Source organism: Microbacterium sp. TW_SC_2, assembly GCF_055361165.1.
Genome location: NZ_CM143952.1, coordinates 865,171 through 888,507, shown reverse-complemented (window position 1 = coordinate 888,507; position 23,337 = coordinate 865,171). Strand labels below are relative to the sequence as shown.

General features: G+C 68.2%; 16 protein-coding genes. 11 read left to right on the top strand and 5 right to left on the bottom strand.

The genetic code is table 11. The annotated features are described in order from the left end of the window. Positions 1 to 14 precede the first annotated feature (14 nt). Both ACWA14_RS04170 and ACWA14_RS04165 read left to right on the top strand, forming a co-directional pair. Complete coding sequence (locus ACWA14_RS04170; protein WP_463796225.1) at positions 15 to 419, top strand: RidA family protein; 405 nt, start codon at positions 15 to 17, stop codon at positions 417 to 419. Between the two features lie 137 nt (positions 420 to 556). After that, positions 557 to 2,038 carry a L,D-transpeptidase family protein gene (locus ACWA14_RS04165; protein WP_463796224.1) on the top strand — a complete coding sequence of 494 codons (1,482 nt, stop codon included), beginning with the start codon at positions 557 to 559 and terminating at the stop codon, positions 2,036 to 2,038. A gap of 138 nt (positions 2,039 to 2,176) precedes the next feature. Here ACWA14_RS04165 and ACWA14_RS04160 read toward each other — a convergent pair whose 3' ends face one another. Next, a complete protein-coding gene (locus ACWA14_RS04160) occupies positions 2,177 to 4,396 on the bottom strand; it encodes an NADP-dependent isocitrate dehydrogenase (RefSeq protein ID WP_463796223.1) in 2,220 nt (739 codons plus the stop codon). 176 nt (positions 4,397 to 4,572) lie between these two features. On the opposite strand from ACWA14_RS04160, the gene ACWA14_RS04155 reads away from it, so the two are divergent. The 3 genes from ACWA14_RS04155 (at position 4,573) to ACWA14_RS04145 (ending at position 8,297) form a co-directional block, all read left to right on the top strand. Beyond that, positions 4,573 to 5,031, top strand: a complete 459-nt coding sequence (locus ACWA14_RS04155; protein WP_463796222.1) for a GNAT family N-acetyltransferase — start codon at positions 4,573 to 4,575, stop codon at positions 5,029 to 5,031. 109 nt (positions 5,032 to 5,140) lie between these two features. Next, positions 5,141 to 6,271 carry an ROK family transcriptional regulator gene (locus ACWA14_RS04150; protein ID WP_463796221.1) on the top strand — a complete coding sequence of 377 codons (1,131 nt, stop codon included), beginning with the start codon at positions 5,141 to 5,143 and terminating at the stop codon, positions 6,269 to 6,271. 13 nt (positions 6,272 to 6,284) lie between these two features. Further along, positions 6,285 to 8,297: a beta-galactosidase gene (locus ACWA14_RS04145; RefSeq protein WP_463796220.1), complete on the top strand. Its 2,013-nt coding sequence runs from the start codon at positions 6,285 to 6,287 to the stop codon at positions 8,295 to 8,297. Here the strand turns inward: ACWA14_RS04145 and ACWA14_RS04140 are convergent. Then, complete coding sequence (locus ACWA14_RS04140; RefSeq protein WP_463796219.1) at positions 8,275 to 9,246, bottom strand: acetylxylan esterase; 972 nt, start codon at positions 9,244 to 9,246, stop codon at positions 8,275 to 8,277. The two genes, ACWA14_RS04145 and ACWA14_RS04140, sit on opposite strands and share 23 nt — an antisense overlap. Positions 9,247 to 9,401: 155 nt before the next feature. Between ACWA14_RS04140 and ACWA14_RS04135 the strand changes: the two genes are divergently transcribed. Genes ACWA14_RS04135 through ACWA14_RS04110 form a run of 6 tightly spaced genes read left to right on the top strand, consistent with a single transcriptional unit; the run spans position 9,402 to position 18,647 of the window. Beyond that, positions 9,402 to 10,712 carry an ABC transporter substrate-binding protein gene (locus ACWA14_RS04135; RefSeq protein WP_463796218.1) on the top strand — a complete coding sequence of 437 codons (1,311 nt, stop codon included), beginning with the start codon at positions 9,402 to 9,404 and terminating at the stop codon, positions 10,710 to 10,712. Between the two features lie 7 nt (positions 10,713 to 10,719). Further along, positions 10,720 to 11,658 carry a carbohydrate ABC transporter permease gene (locus ACWA14_RS04130; protein WP_463796217.1) on the top strand — a complete coding sequence of 313 codons (939 nt, stop codon included), beginning with the start codon at positions 10,720 to 10,722 and terminating at the stop codon, positions 11,656 to 11,658. After that, positions 11,648 to 12,589, top strand: a complete 942-nt coding sequence (locus ACWA14_RS04125) for a carbohydrate ABC transporter permease (protein ID WP_463796216.1) — start codon at positions 11,648 to 11,650, stop codon at positions 12,587 to 12,589. Before ACWA14_RS04130 ends, ACWA14_RS04125 begins: the two co-directional genes overlap by 11 nt. 3 nt (positions 12,590 to 12,592) lie before the next feature. Further along, positions 12,593 to 14,905, top strand: a complete 2,313-nt coding sequence (locus ACWA14_RS04120) for a glycosyl hydrolase family 95 catalytic domain-containing protein (RefSeq protein ID WP_463796215.1) — start codon at positions 12,593 to 12,595, stop codon at positions 14,903 to 14,905. Next, complete coding sequence (yicI, locus tag ACWA14_RS04115; RefSeq protein WP_463796214.1) at positions 14,902 to 17,211, top strand: alpha-xylosidase; 2,310 nt, start codon at positions 14,902 to 14,904, stop codon at positions 17,209 to 17,211. Before ACWA14_RS04120 ends, yicI begins: the two co-directional genes overlap by 4 nt. Continuing rightward, a complete protein-coding gene (locus ACWA14_RS04110; protein ID WP_463796213.1) occupies positions 17,208 to 18,647 on the top strand; it encodes a GH1 family beta-glucosidase in 1,440 nt (479 codons plus the stop codon). Before yicI ends, ACWA14_RS04110 begins: the two co-directional genes overlap by 4 nt. Before the next feature lie 17 nt (positions 18,648 to 18,664). Here the strand turns inward: ACWA14_RS04110 and ACWA14_RS04105 are convergent, their stop codons facing one another. The 3 genes from ACWA14_RS04105 to ACWA14_RS04095 form a co-directional block, all read right to left on the bottom strand. Continuing rightward, a complete protein-coding gene (locus ACWA14_RS04105) occupies positions 18,665 to 19,483 on the bottom strand; it encodes a hypothetical protein (RefSeq protein WP_463796212.1) in 819 nt (272 codons plus the stop codon). A 90-nt stretch (positions 19,484 to 19,573) separates the two neighbouring features. Beyond that, positions 19,574 to 21,388, bottom strand: a complete 1,815-nt coding sequence (locus ACWA14_RS04100; protein WP_463796211.1) for an ABC transporter ATP-binding protein — start codon at positions 21,386 to 21,388, stop codon at positions 19,574 to 19,576. After that, positions 21,385 to 23,298 carry an ABC transporter ATP-binding protein gene (locus tag ACWA14_RS04095; RefSeq protein WP_463796210.1) on the bottom strand — a complete coding sequence of 638 codons (1,914 nt, stop codon included), beginning with the start codon at positions 23,296 to 23,298 and terminating at the stop codon, positions 21,385 to 21,387. The genes ACWA14_RS04100 and ACWA14_RS04095 overlap by 4 nt, the downstream gene beginning before the upstream one ends. Positions 23,299 to 23,337 lie beyond the last annotated feature (39 nt).

Here is a 23,337-nt window from a genome sequence, read left to right as displayed (position 1 = left end):
ACTAGGCTGGCCTCATGACTGCGAAGATCCGCGTTTCGACCGACGCCGCCCCCGCTCCCGCTCACACGTTCTCCCAGGGTATCCGCAAGGGGCCGTTCGTGCAGGTGTCGGGTCAGGGTCCCGTCGACCCGGCGACGAACGAGTACCTGTTCCCCGGCGATGTCGCCGCCCAGACGACCCGCACTCTCGAGAACGTCAAGGCGATCGTCGAGGCCTCCGGCGCGACCTTCGATGACGTCGTGATGCTGCGCGTCTACCTCACCAAGCGCGAGGACTTCGCCATCATGAACGACGCCTATGGCGCTTTCGTGACCGCCCACACCACCACCGATGTGCTGCCCTCCCGCACCACGGTCTTCACGGGCCTCCCCCGCGAGGAGATGCTGGTGGAGATCGACGGCATCGCGATCATCGACTGACACCGTCCCGCCCAGGGGTCGGGAGCCGCGGCCGGAGGCCGGCGGCGCCCGGCCGCCCCAGGACCGTTGCCTCCCCGTTACCTCCCATCCCGTACCATTGTCAAATAGGACACGTTTGATGACCGGGGGGTGAGTGCGTGACCGATCTGATTTCCGCGCAGAACGCGAGTACCGAGCCGATCGGCGAGACCCGCACCACCGCGATGCCGTCGTCAGACGAGACCTCCTCCGCGCAGCCGCCCACCGGCGAGCAGCCGCTGGCCTGGGCGCCGATCGAGCCCACGCCCAGGAAGCGTCGTCTGGGTCTGTGGATCGGGCTCGGACTGGGCGTGGTCGCGCTGGGTGCCGGCACCGCCTCGCTGTTCCTGATCGCTCCCGGCACCTCGGTCGCCGGAATCCCCGTGGGATGGATGACGCCGGGCGCAGCCGCCGAGGCCGTCGACGCGCACCTGGCGTCGACCGAGATCACCCTCACCGGCGCGGGAGGAGACGTCGTCCTCTCCGGCGCCGACCTGGGCGCCGCGATCGACGCGGAGACACTGACCGAGACCGCGTTCGCGGAGCGCCCGATGTGGAACCTCAGCACATGGATGGGCGAGCCCGTCCCCGGCGAGATCACGCTCGACCCCGCGCTCGCGACCGAGGCCCTCCGTGCCGCGGTACCCGGCAGCTACGTCGATCCCGTGGATGCCGGCGTCGTCTTCGACGCCGCGACGCTCGCCTACACGGTGACCCCGTCCGTGACCGGCACGGGCATCGACGTCGACGATCTCACGACCGCGATCAGCGCCGCCGTCGCGGACGGGGCGACCGCGCTCGAGTACCCCGGCGGACCCGCCGAGGCCCCTGCCGCGATCTCCGACGCCGACGCGGCCGCCATGGCCGCCTCCATGAACACGATGCTGACGACCATCGGCTTCTACGTCGGTGACGAGCGCACGGTCCCGGTCGCGCCCGCGCTGGCGGCGACCTGGCTGTCTGTGGTCGACGACGACGGGCAGCTGCGCATCGCCGCCGACGCCTCCGTCATCCAGCCCACCGTCGACGGTCTCGCCGCGGTCGTCGACCGCGCCGCCGTCAACGAGACCAACATCGTCGACTCCGCGGGAACCGTGCTCCGACAGGAGCAGGTCGGCGCGAACGGACGCGCCCTCGGCGACACCTCGGATGTCGCCGCCGACTTCGCCCAGCAGCTCGAGGCCGGCGACGGGGTCTTCGCCCTCGAGGTCGCCGAGACGCCCTTCGAGGTCGTCTCCCTGGCGCGCCGTATCGAGATCGATCTCGGCTCGCAGCGCGCGTACCTGTTCGAGAACGGCTCCGTCGTGCAGTCCTGGGCCGTCTCGACCGGCCTGCCCGGCACGCTGACGCCGACCGGCAACTTCAAGGTCTTCGCCCACACGGCCATGCAGGACATGGGCTGCTACCCCGGGGCTCCGTACTGCACCGAGGACGTGCCCTGGATCACCTGGTTCACGACCAACATCGGCTTCCACGGCACGTACTGGCACAACAACTACGGCACGCGCATGAGCCACGGCTGCGTGAACCTGCCCATCGACCTCGCGAAGTACGTCTACGACTGGTCGCCCGTCGGCCTCGAGGTCGCGGTCTACAACTGATCCTCCGGGCAGCCGACACCGGGTCGCCAGCCCTTTTCGTGTCGGCAGCCGACACCGAGTCGCCGTCCGTCGCCGCGTCACGAACGACGAAGGGGCGGATGCCGCAGCATCCGCCCCTTCGTGGTCTCCGACCGCGGCTCAGCCGAGGGCGTCGATGATCCCGTTCAGCGTCGCCGACGGACGCATGGCGGCCTCGACCAGCGCGGCATCCGGGCGGTAGTAGCCGCCGATGTCGACCGGCGAACCCTGCACCGCGTTCAGCTCCGACACGATCTTCTGCTCGTTCGCTTCCAGGTCGGCCGCGATCGGGGCGAAGGATGCGGCGAGTTCGGCATCCGCCGTCTGCTTCGCGAGCTCCTGCGCCCAGTACAGGCCGAGGTAGAAGTGGCTGCCTCGGTTGTCGATGGTGCCCAGCGCACGCCCCGGTGAACGGTCCTCTTCGAGGAACGTGCCGGTCGCGGCGTCGAGGGTCTGCGCGAGCACGCGGGCCTTCTCGTTGCCGGTGCGGTCGGCGAAGTGCTCGAGCGAGGCCGCCAGCGCGAAGAACTCGCCCAGCGAATCCCACCGGAGGTAGTTCTGCTCCACCAGCTGCTGCACGTGCTTGGGCGCGGATCCGCCGGCACCGGTCTCGAACAGTCCACCACCGGCGAGCAGCGGCACGATCGAGAGCATCTTGGCGCTCGTGCCGACCTCGAGGATCGGGAACAGGTCGGTCAGATAGTCGCGCAGGACGTTGCCGGTGACGGAGATGGTGTCGAGACCGTGACGCAGACGCGCGAGCGTGTAGCGGGTGGCCTCCTCCGGCGCGAGGATCGTGAGAGTGAGACCGTGCGTGTCGAGCAGCGCCAGCCCCTGGTGCACCTTCGCGATGATCTGCGCATCGTGCGAGCGGTTGGCGTCGAGCCAGAACACGGCGGGGACACCCGACGCACGCGCACGCGTGACGGCCAGCTTGACCCAGTCCATGACCGCGATGTGCTTGGTCTGCGTCGCGCGCCAGATGTCGCCGGCGCCGACCTCGTGCTCGATGAGCGCGTTGCCCTCGCTGTCGAGCACCTGCACGACGCCCGCCGCGGGGATCTCGAACGTCTTGTCGTGGCTGCCGTACTCCTCGGCGGCCTGGGCCATCAGCCCGACGTTCGGCACCGTACCGATCGTGGTGGGATCGAGCGGGCCGTTCGCGATCACGTCGTCGATCACGGCCTGGTAGACGCCTGCGTACGAGGAGTCGGGGATGACGGCGATCGTGTCGTCCTCTCCGCCGTCCTGGCCCCACAGCTTGCCGCCGTTGCGAACGAGCGCCGGCATCGAGGCGTCGACGATCACGTCGCTGGGCACATGGAGGTTGGTGATCCCCTTGTCCGAGTTCACGTACGAGAGCCGCGGGCCCTCCGCGATCGCCCGGTCGAACGCGGCCGCGATCTCGTCTCCACCGGAGATGCCGGAGAGACCGGCGAGGATCGATCCGAGCCCGTCGTTCGGGGTGAGACCGGCCGCGGCGAGCTGGTCGCCGTACTGCGCGAACACGTCGGCGAAGAACACCCGGACCACATGTCCGAAGATGATCGGGTCACTGACCTTCATCATCGTGGCCTTCAGGTGCACCGAGTACAGCACGTCGTCCGCCTTCGCCTGCTGCAGCGTCTCGGCGAGGAACGCGTCGAGGGCCGAAGCCGACAGGAAGGTGGCATCGATGATCTCGCGCGGGAGGACCTTGAGCCCCTCCTTCAGCACCGTGACGGTGCCGTCGGTCGCGGTGTGACGGATGCTGAGCACGTCGTCGCTCGCGGCGACCCAGGACTTCTCGTTCGCCTTGAAGTCATCGTGGCCGAGCGTCGCGACGCGCGTCTTGGACCCCGCGGGGAAGGGCTTGTTGCGGTGCGGGTGCTTCTTGGCGTAGTTCTTGACCGCCAGCGGCGCTCGACGGTCGCTGTTGCCCTCGCGCAGCACGGGGTTCACGGCGGAGCCCTTGATGCGGTCGTAGCGCGCGCGGATGTCCTTCTCCTCGAGCGTCGAGGGCTCGTCGGGGAACGACGGGATGTCGAAGCCGTGCTGCTGGAGCTCGGCGATCGCCGCCTTCAGCTGCGGGATCGATGCCGAGATGTTCGGCAGCTTGATGATGTTCGCCTCGGGGAGCGTGGCGAGTCCGCCGAGCTCGGCGAGGGAGTCCCCCACCTGCTGCTCCGGGTCGAGCTTCTGCGGGAATGCCGCCAGGATGCGGCCGGCCAGCGAGATGTCCCGAGTCTCGAAATCAATGCCCGCCTGCCCGCCGTAGGCCTGGATGATCGGCAGGAACGAGGCGGTGGCGAGCGCCGGTGCCTCGTCTGTGTAGGTGTAGATGATGGCGTCGTCGGTCACCGGGAGGTTCTCCGTTCACGAGGTCGATTTGTCTCGATACCAAGATACCTGAGGACCCTCCGCCCGCGTTGCGCACCGGATTCCGGTGCGCCTTCGGGGCGACACCCCGGCCCACCGCGGGGAAAATCTGCGTCGCGATGCGTGTGCGCTCGCGCGGGAGGCGTTAGCCTGGGGGCATGTCCGAACTGCGCATGGTCGAACTCTCCGCTGCGACGATCGTCGCCGTGAACAACCTGTCGCTCAAGCCCGGACAGGAGCAGTTCCTCGCCCCGGTCTCCTACGGCATCGCGGCGACCGTCATCAACCCGCAGACCTCCTGGCAGCGCGTCGTGCTCGACGGCGACGACGTCGTCGGCTTCGTCAGCGCGAACTTCGACGACGAGGCCCCGGAGGAGCACTTCCGCTCCGTGCTGTGGCGCATCAACGTCGACGCCGAGGGCCAGGGTCGCGGCGTCGGCCGCTTCGCGGTGGAGAGCCTGCTCGACGAAGCCCGCCGTCGCGGCGTCGATCACCTCAACGTCATCTACGAAGCCGGTGACGACGGACCGGAAGCCTTCTTCCTGCGGGTCGGTTTCACTCCGGTCGGCGAGACCGAGTACTCCGAGGTCATCGCCCAGATCCGCGTCGACTCCTAGGCCGGCGGCGGGGTCTCGAATCCCCTCCCCCATCGAGGCTCCGTCGCCCTCCTCGGGATTTCGTTGCTCCTTGGAACAAAATAGTGGCGACCCGCATTAGGGTGTGATCATGTCTTCTCTGTCGACCTGGTCGTGGCCGGCGCTTCACGACGCGCAACGCAGCGTGCTCCTGGAAGTCCTCGTGCATGGGTCGCGGTCGCGCGCCGACCTGACTCAGCGCACCGGGATGTCCCGGGCATCGCTCTCCCGGCTCTCGCACGATCTGATCGACCTCGGATTCGTCATCGAAGGCGAGGTTCAGGCGCGACCGGGCCGAGGACGCCCCTCGGAGACGCTCCACGTCCGACCTGATGCCGCCCAGTTCGCGGGGATCAAGCTCACGGGCGATGCCCTCTATGCGGCCGTCATCGATCTCTCCGCCACGGTCATCGACACCGTCGAGCATCCCCTGCCTTCCCGAGAGGTCGACGATGTGGTCGAGCTGATCGGAACGGTGCTCGAGGAGATGCGAGCGCGTCACGCCCGCATCTCCGCGGTGGGGGTCTGCCTGGCCGGAGACGTCGTGGGTGTGGAAGGACAGCGTCGCATCGTCGGCTCGCACTTCCTGGGATGGGAGAACGTACCGCTCGCCGACCTGGTCCGCGCCCGCACCGGGTTGCCGACCGAGATCAGCAACGACGTGCAGTCGCTCACGGCGGCGCACCACTGGTTCGGCGCCGGCAGAGGCATGAGCTCGCTGGCCCTCATCGGTCTCGGAGCCGGCATCGGCGCCGGTCTCGTGGTCGGAGACCAACCGATTCGCGGCGCGCACGGGCATCCCGGCAAAGTCGGACATCTGCGCGTGTCCGACCGAGGGCCGACCTGTGACCGCGGGCATGTCGGCTGCGTCTCCGCGTTCGTCACGATTCCCGCCATCGAGCGGCACGCCGGAGGCACTCCGTTCGACGAGGTCGTGAGCAAAGCCCTCGACGGACAGCCGGCATGCCTGGAGGTCATTTCCGGGGCCGTGCGGGCTCTCGGCGTCGTGATCGCCGACCTCATCTGCATCGTGGACGTCGAGAAGGTCATCCTCACGGGCGAAGGGCTGCCCCTCGCCGCGGAGTTCCCCGAGATGCTCGCGGTCGCGATCAGAGAATCGCTCGACCCCGCAGCCGAAGTGCCGCCCGTGCACCTCCAGCCCTTTCAGTTCGCAGACTATGCCTGGGCGGGGGCCGTGAGCGCCATCCGCCTCGTGCTCTGATACCGAGGACCCCGTGATCGCCGCACCCCGCCCCGCCCTCCGACCGTCATCCCTTCTGTTCGGCGGCGACTACAGCCCCGAACAATGGCCGGAGGCCCTGTGGGCCGACGATGTGGCACTGATGCGAGAAGCCGGCGTCAACACCGTGACGCTCGGCGTCTTCTCGTGGGGACTGCTCGAAGTGGACGACGACCGCTGGGACTGGGGGTGGTTCGATCGCATCATCGACCTGCTGTCCGAGGCGGCCATCGGGATCGATCTCGCGACGCCCACCGCGTCGCCGCCGATCTGGCTGCACCGCGATCACCCCGACATCCTCCCGATGGACCGCCGGGGCCTTCGATACCATCAGGGCGGCCGCCTGCAGTGGTGCCCGAGCCATCCGGTGTGGCGCCGATATGCGAGCCGGGTCGTCGAGCGCCTGGGCGAACGCTACGGTGACCATCCTTCCGTCATGATGTGGCACGTCAGCAACGAGCTCGGGGGCGGCAACCGACGTTGCTACTGCGATCACTCCGCCCGAGCGTTCCGGGCCTGGCTGGAGCACCGCTATGAGCGGGTCGACGCGATGAACGCGGCGTGGGGCACCGCGTTCTGGGGGCACCGGTACCGGGGCTTCGACGACGTCATCCCTCCCTTGGACAGCGAGTCGCAACAGAACCCGTCTCTGCTCCTCGATTTCGACCGCTTCAGCTCGGACGCCTTGCTCGAGCACTACCGACTCGAGCGAGACACGCTGCGACACATGGGAGTCCGTACACCGATCACGACCAACCTGATGGTGGCGCCGCACGGCAGCGTCGCGGATTACGCCGCCTGGACGGATGAGCTCGATGTCGTCGCGATCGATCACTACACGACGGCGGCGGACCCGCATCGGGAACGGGAGCTCGCCTTCGTCGCCTCCCGCACCCGGGGACTCGACCCCGCACGACCCTGGCTCGTGATGGAGCACTCGACTTCGGCGGTGAACTGGCAGCCTCGAAACGTTCCCAAGGCTCCGGGAGAGATGACCAGGAACAGCGTGCAGCACATCGCGCACGGCGCAGACGGCGCTCTCTTCTTCCAGTGGCGTGCCTCCGCCTCCGGGGCTGAGCAGTTCCACTCCGCCATGGTGCCGCACGCCGGCGTCGACACCCGTCAATGGCGGGAGGTGGTCGAGCTCGGCGGTGTGCTCCGCCGCATCAGCGAGACCGTCGGCAGCCTCGTGGAGCGGTCCGACGTCGCGATCATCACCGACGACGTCTCGCTGTGGGCCTGGGACGCCGGACAGAAGCCGTTGCACCACCACCGCCTGCACCACGATGCACTGCGATGGTTCGACGCCCTCGCGGCCCGCGGGCTGGGCCCCGACGTGGTGCCACCGCGCGCCGATCTGCACGGACGGAAGCTCATCGTCGTGCCCTCGCTCTACCTGGTCGATGAGGAGACGTCCGCCCGGATCTCGGCAGCGGCGGAGGCCGGCGCCACCGTCGTGGTCGGCCCGCTCTCCGGCATCGTCGACGCCGACAGCCGCGTACGTCTGGGCGGATATCCCGGCGCCTTCCGCGATCTCCTCGGGGTGGTCGGCGAGGAGCTGGTACCGCTACTCGACGGACAGCGCTTGATCCTCTCGTCCGGCGCACAGGTGGCGGACATCTCCGCACGGGTTCGCGCCCCGGACGCCGAGACGGTGTGGGTGCACCGCGGCGGAGATCTCGACGGATCGCCGGCTGTCACGCGACGCATGATCGGGGCTGGAGCCGCCTGGCACGTCGCCGGATTGATCGACGAAGGGTTCGAAGACCTCGTCGATCGCATCGCCGCCGATGCCCGTGTCAGTCGCCGCCTTCCCGGTTCCTCCGACGTCGAGGCCGTGCGCCGAGTGTCGGACGAGACGTCCTGGCTGTTCCTGATCAATCACGGCACGACCGACGCTCTCGTCCCGGCGAACGGCCTCGATCTGGTCTCGGGTCACAACGCCGACGGACGATTCGCTCTGCCCGCCGGCGCCGTGGCCGTGCTCAGAGAGCCACGCGCCTCCTGAGCCACTCGGCCTGCCGCACCCACTGATGGGTCTGGCCACCCTCGTGTCCGTTGAACGGATAGACCGCGATCTCACGATCCGGTGTCGCGAGGTGGTTGTACGCGGCGAAGACACTCGACGGCAGCACGATGCCATCCATGAGGGCCACCGAGAACAATGTGGGGGCGTTGATCCGACGGGCGAAGTTCACCCCGTCGAAGTACGAGAGTGTGCGGAAGACGCGCTCATCCTCATCGCGATGGACCGCCAAGTAGCGAGTGATCTCCATGAACGGCTGGTCGGGCGTGAGCTGCACCGAGCGGCCGAAGTGGCAGAGGAACGGCACATCCGGAAGGATGCCTTGCAGGCCAGGGACCAGACCGCCCACGGCCAGCGCGATCCCGCCGCCCTGGCTCGCGCCGGTCACGGCGACACGCGACGCATCCACGAACGGGAGCGCGCGAACCGCGTCGATGAGTCGAACAGCATCGGTGAAGAGACGTCGGTAGTAATACGTGGCAGGATCACGGATCCCGCGGGTCATGAATCCGGGTACCGCTCCATCCGAGCCATGGGGATCGGGGGTGTCGCCGCCGCTCCCCCATCCACTGCCTTGGCCTCGGGTATCCATCAGCACGTGTACGTAGCCGGCCGCCGCCCACTGGAGTTTCTCGCCCGCCAGCCCGCGACCTCCGTTATAACCGATGTACTCGACCACGGTCGGGCGCGGCTGGTCGCCCTTCGGCCTGGTGACCCAGGCGCGCACGGGCTCTCCCGCATAACCCGGAAATGTCAGATCCTCGATCATGAGCTCGTGGATGGGGGTCTGGGCTGGCAGCAGCTCGACACCCCCACCGGCCGCGCGCGATTCGGCGATCGTCTCCTGCCAGAACTGGTCGAAGTCCTCAGGCTCGGCGACCACCGGCCGGAACTCGCGCAACTCTTCGATGGGCAGATCGGTCAACGGCATGGTTTCTCCTCGGCATACATCCGATCAATTTCGGATAATCACTTGACTTTATGTTTCAGCACGACACAAAATAGCATCAGCAGCCTCCGACTCTGCTTCCTCGGCAACGAAGCCCTCCCGAGTCACTGACATCGCCGTCTGAAAGGAACTATTCCATGACATCGATCCGCCCCCGCACGCGGACTGCGACCCGCTGGGCCGCTGCACTGGTCGCCCCTGCTCTGGCCGTCACGGCTCTCTCCTCGTGCGCGGGCAGCGCCGGGGAACCCAGCGCCGACGATCCCGTCACGATCGACTTCTGGGGCTGGGTACCCGGCCTGGAAGATCTCGTCGCGGAATGGAACGCGGAGAACGAGGGCATCCAGGTGACCTTCCATCGCATGACCGGGGACGACGGCCAGAAGGTCGAGGCCGCAGTCGACGCCGGGCAGGGTCCCGATCTGGTCCAGCTGTCGACCCACGGGCTTCCGGAGTACGTGATCACGGAACGCGTCGTGGACATCACGGACTACGTCGCGGAATACGCAGACGATTACACCCCGGCATCCTGGGCGGCCGTCTCCTTCGATGGGCGCGTGTTCGGAGTTCCGCAGGGCATCGGGCCCGCCGGCACGATGTACCGCACCGACATCTTCGCGGAAAGCGGGCTCGAGTTCCCCGAGACCTGGGACGACTACCTCGAAGCCGCTCGGGCGTTGAAGGCCGCGAATCCCGATGTGCGGATCGCCAACATCTCACCCGGCGAGATCGGTCAGTGGGCCCAGGAGATCCAGCAGGCCGAGAGCAGCTGGTACGGCATCGAGGGTGACTCGTGGACTCTGGGCGTGAACGATGAGGGCAGCAAGCTCGTCGCCGAGCGCTGGCAGACCCTGCTCGATGAGGACCTCGTCACGACCGAGCTCATGTGGACCCCGGAGTACTGGGCACTCGTGAACAGCGGGAAGATCGCCACCATCTCCTACGCCGCTTGGTTCCCCAGCATCCTCGCCGAGAATGCTGCCGACCTCGAGGGGAAGTGGGGCGTCGCGGCGATGCCCAAGAACGCCGGCTCCGAGAACTCGGGGGACTCCGGCGGTGCTGCCGTCGTCGTGTTGAAGAACACGAAGAACGCCGAAGCCGCGGCGACCTTCGCCGCCTGGCTCAATGGCTCGGATGAGACGCAGGAAGCACTGATCACGGTCGGTGGACTCTTCCCCTCCACTCAGAACGGACTCGATTCGCCGGCCCTGCTGCAGGAATCCGACTTCTTCGCCGGGCAGGTCATCAACGAGGTCTTCATCGACTCCGCACGGCAGACTCCTGACACCTGGGTCGAGGGTCCGAACTACGGCACCATTCAGACAGCCCTTCTCGACGAGTTCGCCAAGGTCGTCGCCGGCCAGCAGACCTTCAGCGAAGCCCTCGACATCGCTCAGGCCGCCGGAATCGCAGACCTCACGTCGCGCGGTCTCAGCGTGACGGAGTGATCTCCCCGTGACCACGCCCTCCGCCTCGATTTCCCGGCGTCGGTTCTCCGGCGCCGGGAAGCCCTGGGTCCCGTACGCGTTCATCGCGCCGTTCGTTGTCCTGTTCCTCGTCTTCCTCGTCGCCCCGATCGTCGTCGGCATCGTGAACAGCCTCTTCTCCCGCCGCTCGACCGGCCTGGGGTTCGGCGGTTCCACGATCGATTTCGTGGGCATCGACAACTTCGCCCGTGCGCTCGCCGACACCGACTTCCTTCTCGGCTTCCCGAAGGTGCTGCTCTACGGTGCGATCCAGGTGCCGGTCATGATGATCATCGCCGCGGGCCTCGCCCTGCTCTTCGACACCGCCTTCGTCAAGGCGAAGCGCTTCTTCCAGTTCGCCGTCTTCCTCCCCTATGCCGTGCCCAGCGTGATCGCCGCTCTGCTCTGGGGATTCCTCTACCAGCCGTCCGTGAGCCCGATCCTGCAACTGCTCTCATCGCTGGGTATCCGAGCCGACCTCCTCGCCCCCGGAACCGTCTGGTGGGCGATCGGGAACATCAACCTGTGGTCCCTGATCGGCATCAACATGATCATCCTCTTCGCAGCGCTGCAATCAGTGCCGCGGGAGATGTACGAAGCCGCCCGCATCGACGGCGCCGGCGAGGTGCGCACCGCGATGCAGATCAAGCTCCCGATGATCGCGCCCGCGCTGCTGCTCACCACGCTCTCTTCCGTGATCGGCACTCTGCAGCTCTTCAACGAACCGCAGGTGCTGCAGTCGATCACCTCCAACATCCCCAGCGACTTCACTCCGAACATGGCGGTTTACGCCGCATCGACGCTCGGCAAGGACCCGAATCTCTCCTCCGCGATGGCCGTGATCCTGGGACTCGCGACGCTCGTCGTCTCGCTCGTCCTGCTCGCGGCGAATCGCCGAACCACGAAGGCGGCATCCGATGGCATCTGACACGCTCACGCCGGAGGCCCAGTTGCACACGCGGGCGGTGGTGACGGGCGGCGCGCAGGCCCGGCGGCGGACCACCTTCGTGAACGGGGACAGGGTGCACCGCGGTTGGATGGTTCTCGTCACCGCCGTGATGGTGATCATCGCCGCCTATTTCCTGATCCCCGTCGTCTGGCTCGTGATCGCGTCGACCAAGTCGACCGGCGACCTGTTCTCGACGCCGGGCTTCGCCTTCGCCGACTGGCATCTCTGGGAGAACCTCGCCGCTCTGAGCTCCTACGATGACGGCATCTTCTGGCGATGGAGCCTGAACTCGATCATCTACAGCGTCATCGGATCCGCGTTCACCACGCTGGTCTGCGCGGTCACCGGATACGCGCTCGCGGTCTACCGCTTCCGCGGACGCAGCACGCTGGTCGCCGTGGTGCTCGGGAGCCTGCTCGTGCCGGGAACCGTGATCGCCCAGCCCACGTACGTCCTCCTGGTCGGCATGGGGCTCAACAACACTTACCTCGGGCTGCTTCTGCCCGCGCTCGTCTATCCCTTCGGGGTGCTCCTCTGCTTCATCTACGCGCAGTCCTCCGTGCCGATCGAACTCATCGAGGCTGCCCGTCTGGACGGCGCCGGTGAGTTCCGGATCTTCGGCACGATCGGCCTGAGGCTGATGTCGACGGGCATGGTCACCGTCCTGCTGTTCGCATTCCTCGGAAGCTGGAACAGCTACATCCTCCCCCTGCTCGTGCTCACCGACTCCTCCCTGATGCCCCTCACCGTCGGGCTCACAGGCTGGAGCCAGGCCTCGATCACGATTCCAGGCCTCCAGATCCTGACCGTGGTGGGATCGCTCGTCTCGATCATCCCGATCGCGATCGTGTTCCTCTCATTGCAGCGCTTCTGGCGGGCAGGGCTCACCGCGGGAAGCGTGCGCGGCTGACACATGAGTTCGATCCGACTGACCGGCGCCGCCCGGACCTGGCTGGAGTGCCTTCCCCTCGGGGACGGCCGCATGGGCGTCATGACCGATGGAGGTGTGACGCGCACGACCCTGCATCTGAACGACGCGGGAGCATGGTCGGGGTCACCCGACAGCGAAGGGGTGGACGGGTTCCCCGACTCGCTCGCCTGCGCCCGCCTGCTCTCCGACGCCAGAGCGGCGATCGATGCGGGCGATCCGGTCGCGGCAGAATCGCCTCTGCAGGGGATGCAGACGCGCTACGCCCAGTCCTTCCTGCCTCTCGGCACCGTCGTCGTCGACGTCGCCGAGCCGGAGGGCGGTCCCGTCGAACGTGCGCTGGACCTTCGCTCGGGGGTCCATCGCGCGACGGACGGTCGCCTCCGCACCACGACGTTCCTGGTCGAATCCGAGAGTGTGCTCGTGCACGTGATCTCCGCGCCCGTCTCCGTCACCGTGGCCCTGCACTCGCCGCTGCGCGCGCCCGACGGCGCGGAACCGACGGCGGAGCAGAACGGCGACGCCACCGCCCTCCTGCTCCGATTGCCGAGCGACGTCGCTCCCGGACATGAGCCCGATCTCCCGGCAGCGCGCTGGGACCACGGAAGCGTGGAAGCGGCGGTCGTCTCCCGTGTCGTCCGGCACGCCGACCGGACCATCGTCCTGGTGGCGACCGCGACGACGTTCACCGGTCCGGGAGCACGCCCGCTCGGCACCGCTCAGGATGCGTATGCCGATGCCGTCGCGCGCACGGACCGGGTCGCGACAGGGGATATCGATACGCTGCAGCGCGAGTCCTGCGCCGGAATGCACGCGCTTCTCGATTCCGTGGTTCTGCGCCTCGACGCCCCCTCCGGCACCGAAAGTGAGGAGCACGACACCGCGACACGATTCGCGGCGGCTCGCGCCGATCCTCGCGGCGTGGCGGCAAGCGATCCCGGGCTGGTCGCGCTGCTCTTCGACTTCGGCCGGTACCTGCTCGTCTGCTCGTCCCGGCCCGGCGGCCTCCCGGCCAACCTGCAGGGGCTGTGGAACGCGGACATGCGGCCGCCGTGGGGCAGCGGCTACACGCTCAACATCAATACGGAGATGAACTACTGGGGTGCGCATGTGACGGATCTCTCTTCCCGTGCCGCTCCCCTCACCGATTTCACCATCGCCCTCGCGACGGCGGCGTCCTCGCACACCCGTCGCCTCTACGGTGTCGCGGGGTGGACCGTGCATCACAACACGGACGCCTGGCTCTATGCGACGACCCCGGGTCGCGGTACCGGTGACCCGCGCTGGTCGTTCTGGCCTCTGGGTGGAGCCTGGCTCGCGAGCCAACTGACCGAGTCCTGGAGATTCGGTGCGTCCGCCGCGGAAGAGCTCGCGCGTGTCTGGCCCACGCTGAGGGGGGCGGCGGAGTTCCTGCTCGAGTGGCACCGGGACGGCAGCACCTCACCGGCGACCTCCCCGGAGAACGCCTTCATCACCGGCGGAGGCCGATCGGCATCGCTGGTGCGCACGAGCACGATGGACCTCGCACTCGTACGCACCACCCTCGATCGCACGGTCGAGACGGCCGCGGCCCTCGGCCTCGCAGACGACGCGGTCGCCGCCGCGGCCGCAGAACGGCTGGGGAATCTGCCCTCGCAGCCGACGATCGGCGCCGACGGCGGGATCCTCGAATGGGAATCAGACCGGACGGAGGAAGACCCCCGACATCGACACCTCAGTCCACTGTTCGGACTTTTCCCGGGCGAGGAGGAGTGGGATCCGGCGCACCGTGCCGCCGCGGCCGAGACCCTGAACCGTCGCGGCGACGACTCGAGCGGATGGTCCCTGATGTGGAAGATGGCTCTCTGGGCACGTCTCGGTCGTCCAGATCGGGTCGACGACCTCCTCGCCCTGGCGCTGCGCGATGCCGATGATGCCAGCGGTCCCTGGGCGGGCGGCCTCTACCCGAATCTGTTCGCCGCCCATCCGCCCTTCCAGATCGATGCGAATCTGGGTTTCGTCGGCGCATTCACCGAGGCACTGCTCCAATCACACGACGACATCCGGTTGCTCCCTGCCCTGCCTTCCGCCCTGTCCACGGGCTCGGTGACGGGCCTCGTCGCACGCCCGGGCATCACGGTCGACATCGCGTGGAGGGGCGCGCGGCTCGTCGAGGCGCGACTTCGCGCGCGCCACGACGGCGCGGCCGGCGCCCACCGCGTGCACTGGAACGGCCGCTCGATCGTCGCGCGCATCTCCACGACGCACGAGACCGTGCTCGACCCCCGTTCTTTCCCCACCGAGGAGGTACACCCGTGAGATTCACCGACGGGTTCTGGCAGCTGCGTGAGGGCGTCACCGCTCAGTACGCCCGCGAAGCGCACGACATCGAGGCCGCCGAGGGTCGCCTCATCGTGACCGCCCCGACCAAAGTCATCGAGACCCGAGGCGACACACTCAATCGCCCCGTGCTGACCGTGACCCTGTCTGCCCCGCACGACGGCGTGATCGGGGTGCTGATCGAGCACCACACGGGCGGTCGCGCTCACGAGGGCTTCGATCTCCCCGGTCTCGACGCGGCTTCCCTCGGCGGCATCGCCCGCGTCGATGAGAGTGGCGGAACGCTCACCAGCGGATCACTGCGTGCGACCGTGCGCACGGGAGCAGGATGGTCGCTCTCCTTCGATGACGCGGGTCGTTCGCTGACACGCGCCGAAGAGAAGTCGATCGCGATGATCGACGTCGATCCCTCGGTCGCTCTCGACGGGCAGCTGGAGGATCAGCTGCGCGAGCACCGGGGTGGCGGCTCCCAGCGATATCTGCACCAGCAGCTCTCGCTCGGTGTCGGCGAACTCGTCTACGGTCTCGGTGAGCGATTCGGCCCCCTGGTGAAGAACGGGCAGTCGATCGAGACCTGGAACGCCGACGGCGGCACCTCGAGCGAACAGGCGTACAAGAACGTGCCGTTCTACGTGACGAACCGTGGTTATGGCGTGCTCGTCGATCACCCGGGACATGTGTCTTTCGAAGTGGGCTCGGAGAACGTGGAGCGTGTGCAGTTCGCCGTGGCAGGGGAACGCCTGCAGTACTACGTCATCGCCGGAGCCGGCCCTCGCGAGATCCTCGATCGGTATACCGCGCTCACCGGTCGACCCGCCCTGCCCCCCGCGTGGTCCTTCGGCACGTGGCTGTCGACGAGTTTCACGACCGACTACGACGAGCAGACGGTGTCCTCCTTCATCGACGGCTTCGCCGAGCGCGACCTTCCGCTCTCGGTCTTCCACTTCGACTGCTTCTGGATGCGCGAGTTCAACTGGTGCGATTTCGAGTGGGACCCTCGCGTGTTCCCCGACCCCGCGGGGATGCTGCGGCGCCTGCATGCGAAGAACCTGCACGTGTCGGTGTGGGTGAACCCCTACATCGGGCAGCGCTCGCCGCTCTTCGAGGAAGCCAGGAGCAACGGCTATCTTCTGCATCGCCCCGACGGCGCCGTCTGGCAGTGGGACATGTGGCAGGCGGGCATGGCGATCGTCGACTTCACCAATCCGGCCGCTCGCGCCTGGTACCAGCAGAAGCTGCGCGCCTTGGTCGCTCAGGGCGTCGACACGTTCAAGACCGACTTCGGCGAACGCGTGCCGCTCGATGTCCTCTGGCACGACGGCAGCGCCCCCGAGGGGATGCACAATCGCTTCGCGCAGCTCTACAACGAGGCGGTGTTCGAGGTGCTGCAGGAGCGGGACGGGACCGATGCGGTCGTGTTCGCTCGCTCCGCGACCGTGGGAGGACATCGTTACCCGGTGCATTGGGGAGGAGACAGCGCCTCGACCTTCATCTCGATGGCGGAGACGCTACGCGGGGGGCTATCGCTCGCCTTCGGCGGGTTCGGGTTCTGGAGTCACGACATCGGCGGGTTCGAGGGCACGCCCGACCCGGCGGTGTTCAAGCGCTGGACAGCGTTCGGATTCCTGTCGAGTCACAGTCGCTTCCACGGCTCCCGCTCGTACCGGGTCCCGTGGGCTTTCGACGAGGAGGCCGTCGAAGTGACCCGGATGTTCTCGACGTTGAAGATGCGCCTCATGCCCTACCTGTTCTCGGCGGCTGCCGAGTCCGCCGCCGCCGGAGTGCCGGTGATGCGCCCGATGCAGCTCGCGTTTCCCGACGACCCGGCCGTGGCCTACCTCGACCGGCAGTACATGCTCGGGCCGGACATCCTTGTCGCGCCCGTGTTCACGGAGCAGGGCGACGTGGAGTTCTATCTCCCCGAGGGCGGGTGGACCCATCTGCTCACAGGCGACCGTGTGAGCGGAGGCGGGTGGCGCCGAGAACGGCACGACTTCACGAGTCTTCCGCTCTATGTCCGCGACGGGGCCGTGCTGCCGTGGGGGGCCCGCGATGATCGTCCGGACACGGACTGGCTGGAGGGGCTGACGTTGCGCGTCTTCGGGTCGCCGGAGGATCAGGAGATCCGTGTCACGGACCCATCCGGCAGCTCCGCCACGTATCTGGTGGCATCCCGAGATGGCGGAGTGTCCATCACGACGGATCACCCGTCCGAGTTCGGCATCGCTCGCGGCAACGGACCTGCTATCACGGCCATCGATGGAAAGGCATGGATCACCCGATGACCACCCCCCTTCCCCCCGCCGACGACTACCGAGGATCCGGTCTCGTCCTCCCCGCGGACTTCACCTTCGGTTCGGCGACGGCCTCGTACCAGATCGAGGGCGCCGCCGCCGAGGACGGCCGCACGCCGTCGATCTGGGACACGTTCAGCAAGACCCCGGGCCGCGTCTGGAACGGCGACACCGGCGACGTGGCGTGCGACCACTACCACCGCACCGAGGAGGACCTCGATCTGATGGCGGAGCTCGGGCTCGAGGCCTACCGCTTCTCGATCGCCTGGCCGCGCATCGTCCCCGAGGCCACCGGCGACGTCAATCAAGCCGGCATCGACTTCTACTCGCGGCTCGTCGACGGGTTGCTCGAGCGCGGCATCCGCCCGGTCGCGACGCTGTACCACTGGGATCTGCCGCAGTACCTCGAGGATGCCGGAGGCTGGACCTCGCGCGCGACGACCGACGCCTTCGAGCGGTACGCGGAGATCATGGGGCATGCACTCGGCGATCGGGTGCACACCTGGACCACGCTCAACGAGCCCTGGTGCTCGGCGTACCTCGGCTACGGACAGGGCGGTCACGCACCGGGACGGCACGAGCCGGCATCCGCGCTCGCCGCCGTGCATCACCTCAATCTCGCGCATGGCCGTGCCGTGCAGGCGCTCCGTGCGACGTCCACGGGCGACCCCGACTACTCCGTCACGTTGAACTTCCATGTGCTGCGCGGACAGGGCGACGGCGCCGCCGAAGCCGTTCGTCGTATCGACGCGCTCGCGAATCGGGCGTTCACGGATCCGCTCCTGCGCGGTGAGTATCCGGCGGATCTGCTGGCGGACACCGCCTCCGTGACCGACTGGGGCTTCGTGCGCGAGGGCGATCTCACCGAGATCCACCAGCAGATCGATGTGCTGGGCGTGAACTACTACTCCACCGCGACCGTGCGGCTCTGGGACGGCGTCTCGGAGAAGCAGCAGAACGACGGGCACAAGGGCGCCGCGGGCGGCACCGCGTGGCCGGGCAGCGACCAGGTCGTGGAGTTCGTCGCACAGCCGGGTCCGTATACGGCCATGGGCTGGAACATCGCCCCCGAGGGACTCGAGGAGCTGCTCGTGTCGCTCTCGGAGCGGTTCCCCGAGCAGCCGCTCATGGTGACCGAGAACGGCGCGGCCTTCGACGACACGGTCGCGGACGACGGTTCGATACCCGACCCGGAGCGCACCGACTATCTCCGGCGGCACTTCACGGCCGCGCACCGTGCGCTCGCCCGCGGCGTCGATCTGCGCGGGTACTTCGTGTGGTCGCTGTTGGACAACTTCGAGTGGGGATACGGCTACGCCAAGCGGTTCGGGATCGTGCGTGTCGACTTCGACACACTCGAGCGCACCGTCAAGGACTCCGGTCTCTGGTACCGCGAACTGGTGCGCACCCGGACGATCGAGGGCTGACCCGAGGAGCGCCGGCGCTACCGCGTGTCGCGCGGGGGCTCGGGATCCTTCCGCCCGCGCTTCGTCCACGTGCTGAGAGCGGATGCCGCCATCCCCGCAGCGCGATCCAGGGCTGCGGCGGAGCGCGTCAGGGCGTCCTGCGCCGCGTCCTGCCATCCGGGCGCCCCCGAGATCTCCCCGGCCGTGACGCGCGCCGAGTGCTCGGCGACGTCGAGGGCACGGGCGAGCTGGGCCACGGCGTCCCGATAGGCCGCGAACTCCGCCGGGGTCGGCCGGTCGCCGGCCTCGCGCCGCAGGTCGGTCGCACGACCCGCCGCGCGCAGATAGGCGGCCGTCGCGGGCTGCTTCACGTCGGTCATGCCGGGATAGGCGATCTGCCACGCGGGGTCGGTCTCGTACTGCATCCACCGCACCACGATCGCGTCGTGCTCGGAGCGCAGCCGGTCGAGCGGCCGCGGGGCGGAGGCGGAGGGGATGGCCGCGCGGGCGGCCGTCAGTCGGGCGTTCCGGGCCTTGATGTCGGCGATCGCCGCCTTGACGTCTCGCTCGGCGTCGCGCAGCATGCGCCGTGCGCTCGCGACCTGCTCGGGGGACGCCCGACGGGCCGCACGTTCGGCCGAGACGTGCGCGACGTCGGCCTTCGCGATCTTCACCGCGGCACGCTTCTCAGCGATCCCCGCACGCGCGATGCGGAGGTCGTGCCGGGCCGCGTCGACCGCGAGACGGCGTCCGCTCGACCTCGCGCGATGACGCAGGCCGATCGCCCCGGCCGTGACGCCGCCGACGGCGACGGGCGCGATCCACCACAACTCGACGGCGAGCGACAACGGATCCATACGTCGATGCTACCCAGCCCGCGATCCGCCCGCTCCGGTGTCCGGGGCAGGATGTCCTGACCCGGACGTCCCGCCCCGACCCGTCGCGACCTAGACCAGGGTCTCCTGCCACGCGGCGTGCAGCTGCGCGAACTTGCCCGTGCCGCTGATGAGTGCCGCGGGGGTGTCGTCCTCGATGATCTTCCCGTGCTCCATCACGAGCACGCGGTCCGCGATGGCGACGGTCGACAGCCGGTGCGCGATGATGATCGCCGTACGGTCGGCCAGCAGCGTCTGCAGGGCGTCCTGGATCAGCCGCTCCGAAGGGATGTCGAGCGAGGCGGTGGCCTCGTCGAGGATCAGCACCGCCGGGTCAGCGAGGAAGGCGCGGGCGAACGAGATCAGCTGACGCTGCCCCGCCGACACGCGACCGCCGCGCTTGTTGACGTCGGAGTCGTAGCCGTCGGGCAGCGCCGAGATGAACTCGTCCGCGCCGACCGCCCTGGCCGCCGCCCGGATCTCCTCCATCGTCGCGTCGGGCTTGCCGAGCGCGATGTTGTCGGCGACCGTGCCGCTGAACAGGTAGGCCTCCTGCGTCACCATCACGATGGCGCGGCGCAGATCCTTGGGGTGCAGGGAGCGCAGATCGACGTCGTCGAGGGTGACATGCCCGGCGGAGGGATCGTAGAACCGCGAGATGAGCTTGGCCAACGTGGACTTGCCGGCGCCGGTCGTGCCCACGAGGGCGATCGTCTGCCCGGCCGGGATGTCGAGCGAGAAGTTCGGCAGGATCGTCTTGTCGCCCGAGTATCCGAAGGTCACCTCGTCGAAGCGGACGTGTCCCTGCGCCTCCCACAGGTCGACCGGCTTCTCGGGGTCCGGAACCGTCGGGACCTCCTCCAGCACTCCCGACACCTTCTCCAGCGCCGCCGTGGCGGACTGGTAGGAGTTCAGGAACATCGCGATCTCCTGCATCGGAGCGAAGAAGTTGCGCACGTAGAGCACGGCCGACAGCAGCACGCCCACGGTGAGCGCGTCGGTCGAGACGCGGATGCCGCCCCAGAGGACGACGAGCCCGAGCGTCAACGCGGCGACGCCCATGAGTCCCGGCTCGAACGTGCCGAACAGCAGCATCGAGCGACGGTTCACATCGCGGTACTCCCCCGCGACGCCCTGGAACGTCACGTCGTTGCGCGGCTCCTTGCGGAACGCCTTGACCGCGCGGATGCCCGTCATGGTCTCGACGAACTGCACGATCACCTTGGCGCTGATCACGCGCGACTCGCGGTACACCAGCTGCGAGCGCGAGTAGAACCAGCGCATCAGGAGCACCAGCGGCACGCCGGCCAGCGCCAGGATCACGCCGGACTGCCAGTCCCAGATCAGCAGGGCGATGAACGTGAAGGCTCCGAAGAGCACGCCCGAGACGAGGTTGTTGAGCCCGCCGTCGAGCAGCTCGCGGATCGAGTCCAGGTCGCTGGTCTGACGCGAGATGATGCGACCCGACGTGTACGACTCGTGGAACTCGAGGCTCAGCCGCTGGGTGTGCAGGAAGATGCGCTTGCGGAGGTCGATCAGGATCGCCTGCGTGATGCGTGCCGCGATGATCACGTACCACGCGATCAGGGCGGCTGCCGCAGCGCCCGCGAGCAGGTAGATCCCGCCGATCATGAACGTCGGCATCCAGTCCGCCTGCTCCAGCACCGCCGGGAGGGCCCGATCGATGCCGATGCTGATCAGGATCGGGCCGGCCACCTGCAGCGCGGTCGACAGGACCAGCACCACGGCGGCGACGATGACCTGCGGGCGCAGCGGACGGATCAGCGACCCGAGCAGGCGCAGCGAACGGCGACGGATCGCCCTGCTCTCCTCGCGGGTGTAGGTGGAGCGGTCCTCGTCCTGGGTTCCGGTGATCGCGGAGCTCATGCCTGGACCTCCCTCTCGGTGACTCGTGCGTCGTCGTCGGTGGCGCCGTCTGCTTCGTCGGTTGCGGAGCCTGACGACGCATCGCGGATGATGGGGATCGCCCCGGTCCGCGCCGCCTCCTCCGCTTCGAGGCTGGAGATGACGTGGCGGTAGTGGCGGCTCGTGCGCAGCAGCTCGCTGTGCGTGCCGACCGCGGTGATGCGGCCGGCCTCGAGCAGCGCGACGCGGTCGGCGAGCGCCACGGTCGAGGGGCGGTGCGCGACGATCATGGCCGTGGTCTCGGCGAGCACGCGGCGCAGGGCTTCCTCCACCAGAGCCTCGGTGTCGACGTCGAGCGCCGACAGCGGATCGTCGAGCACGAGGACCTTCGGTGCCGCCGCCACGGCGCGGGCGAGCGCGAGTCGCTGGCGCTGACCGCCGGAGAGGCTGAGCCCCTCCTCGCCGATGATCGTCTCGACGCCCTCCGGCAGCGCCTCGACGAAGGAGGCCTGGGCGACCTCGAGCGCCTCGCGCAGCACGAGTTCCGCCTCCGGGCTGTGCACGTCGAGCTCGGCGCGTCCGAGCAGCACGTTCTCGCGGACGGATGCCGAGAACAGCGTGGCGTCCTCGAAGGCCATGGCGATGTGTCGGCGCAGCTCCGCCAGCGGCAGATCGCGCACGTCGACACCGTCGAGAGTGACCCGACCTCCGGTGACGTCGTAGAGACGTGTGGGAAGCGTGGTGAGGGTGGTCTTGCCGCTTCCGGTCAGGCCGACCAGCGCCATCGTCTCACCGGGACGCAGCACCAGGTCGATGCCGTCGAGCAGATCGCGTTCGTGCGCGCCGGCATCCTGATAGCGGAAGTGCGCGTTCTCGAAGGCGAGCTCACCGCGCGGTTCCGCGATGTGCACGGGGTTCTCCGGGTCGGTGATCGCGTTCGTCTCCGAGAAGATGTCGAACACGCGGTCGGTGGCCGTGCGGGCATCGAGCATGAACGAGAACAGGAAGCCGATCGATTCGATCGGCCACCGCAGCACGACGGCCATCGCGAAGAACGCGAACAGCTGCGCCTCGTCGATCTGGCCCTGCGAGATCAGCCAGATGCCGGACATCAGGCTGAGGCCGAACGCGATCTGCGGCATGAGGTCGAGCCAGAACCAGATCGACGCGACCGCACCGGCCTTGCTCATCTCGGTCTCGCGCAGCGTCTCGGCCTGACGGCTGAAGCGACGCAGGGCGTGCGAGCCCCGACCGAACGCCTTCAGCACGCGGATGCCGTGCACGCTCTCCTCGACGCTGGTCGCGAGGTCGCCGGCCTGATCCTGGCTGCGACGGGTCAGCGCCCCGTAGCGCTTCTCGAACAGGTATCCGCGCACCCACAGCGGGATCGCGGTCACCAGGAAGATGGTGCCGAGCAGCCAGTGCCAGCGGAACAGCAGCACGGATCCGATGACGATCGTGAGCACGTTCACGACCAGCAGCACGAGACCGAAGGCGAGCCAGCGGCGGATCAGGCCGATGTCCTGCATCATGCGGCTCAGGAGCTGCCCCGACTGCCACCGGTCATGGAACGAGACCGGCAGCGCCTGCAGGCGCGAGTAGAGCGTCGTGCGCATCTGGTACTCGACCTCGGTGGCCGGATTCAGCACGAACTGACGTCGGAGCCACACCATCACGGCCTCGCCGAGAGCGAGGGCGAAGACGATCAGCGCGCCGACGACGATCGCGCTGATCTCGCCGGAGCGCACGGGACCGGCCATGATCTGCTCGAGGACGATCGGGATCATCAGGGCGATGATCGCGGCGATGAGCGCGCTGGCGGCACCGCCGGCGAGTCGCCAGATGACCGGCTTGACGAAGGGCTTGAGCCGCCACAGCGCGGCAGGGGTGGACAGGGGCGCGGTGTTCTGCGGGGAAGGCGAGGAAGACATGTCTCTCAGATGAGTTTCGTATGGAAAGCGGTTACTGAC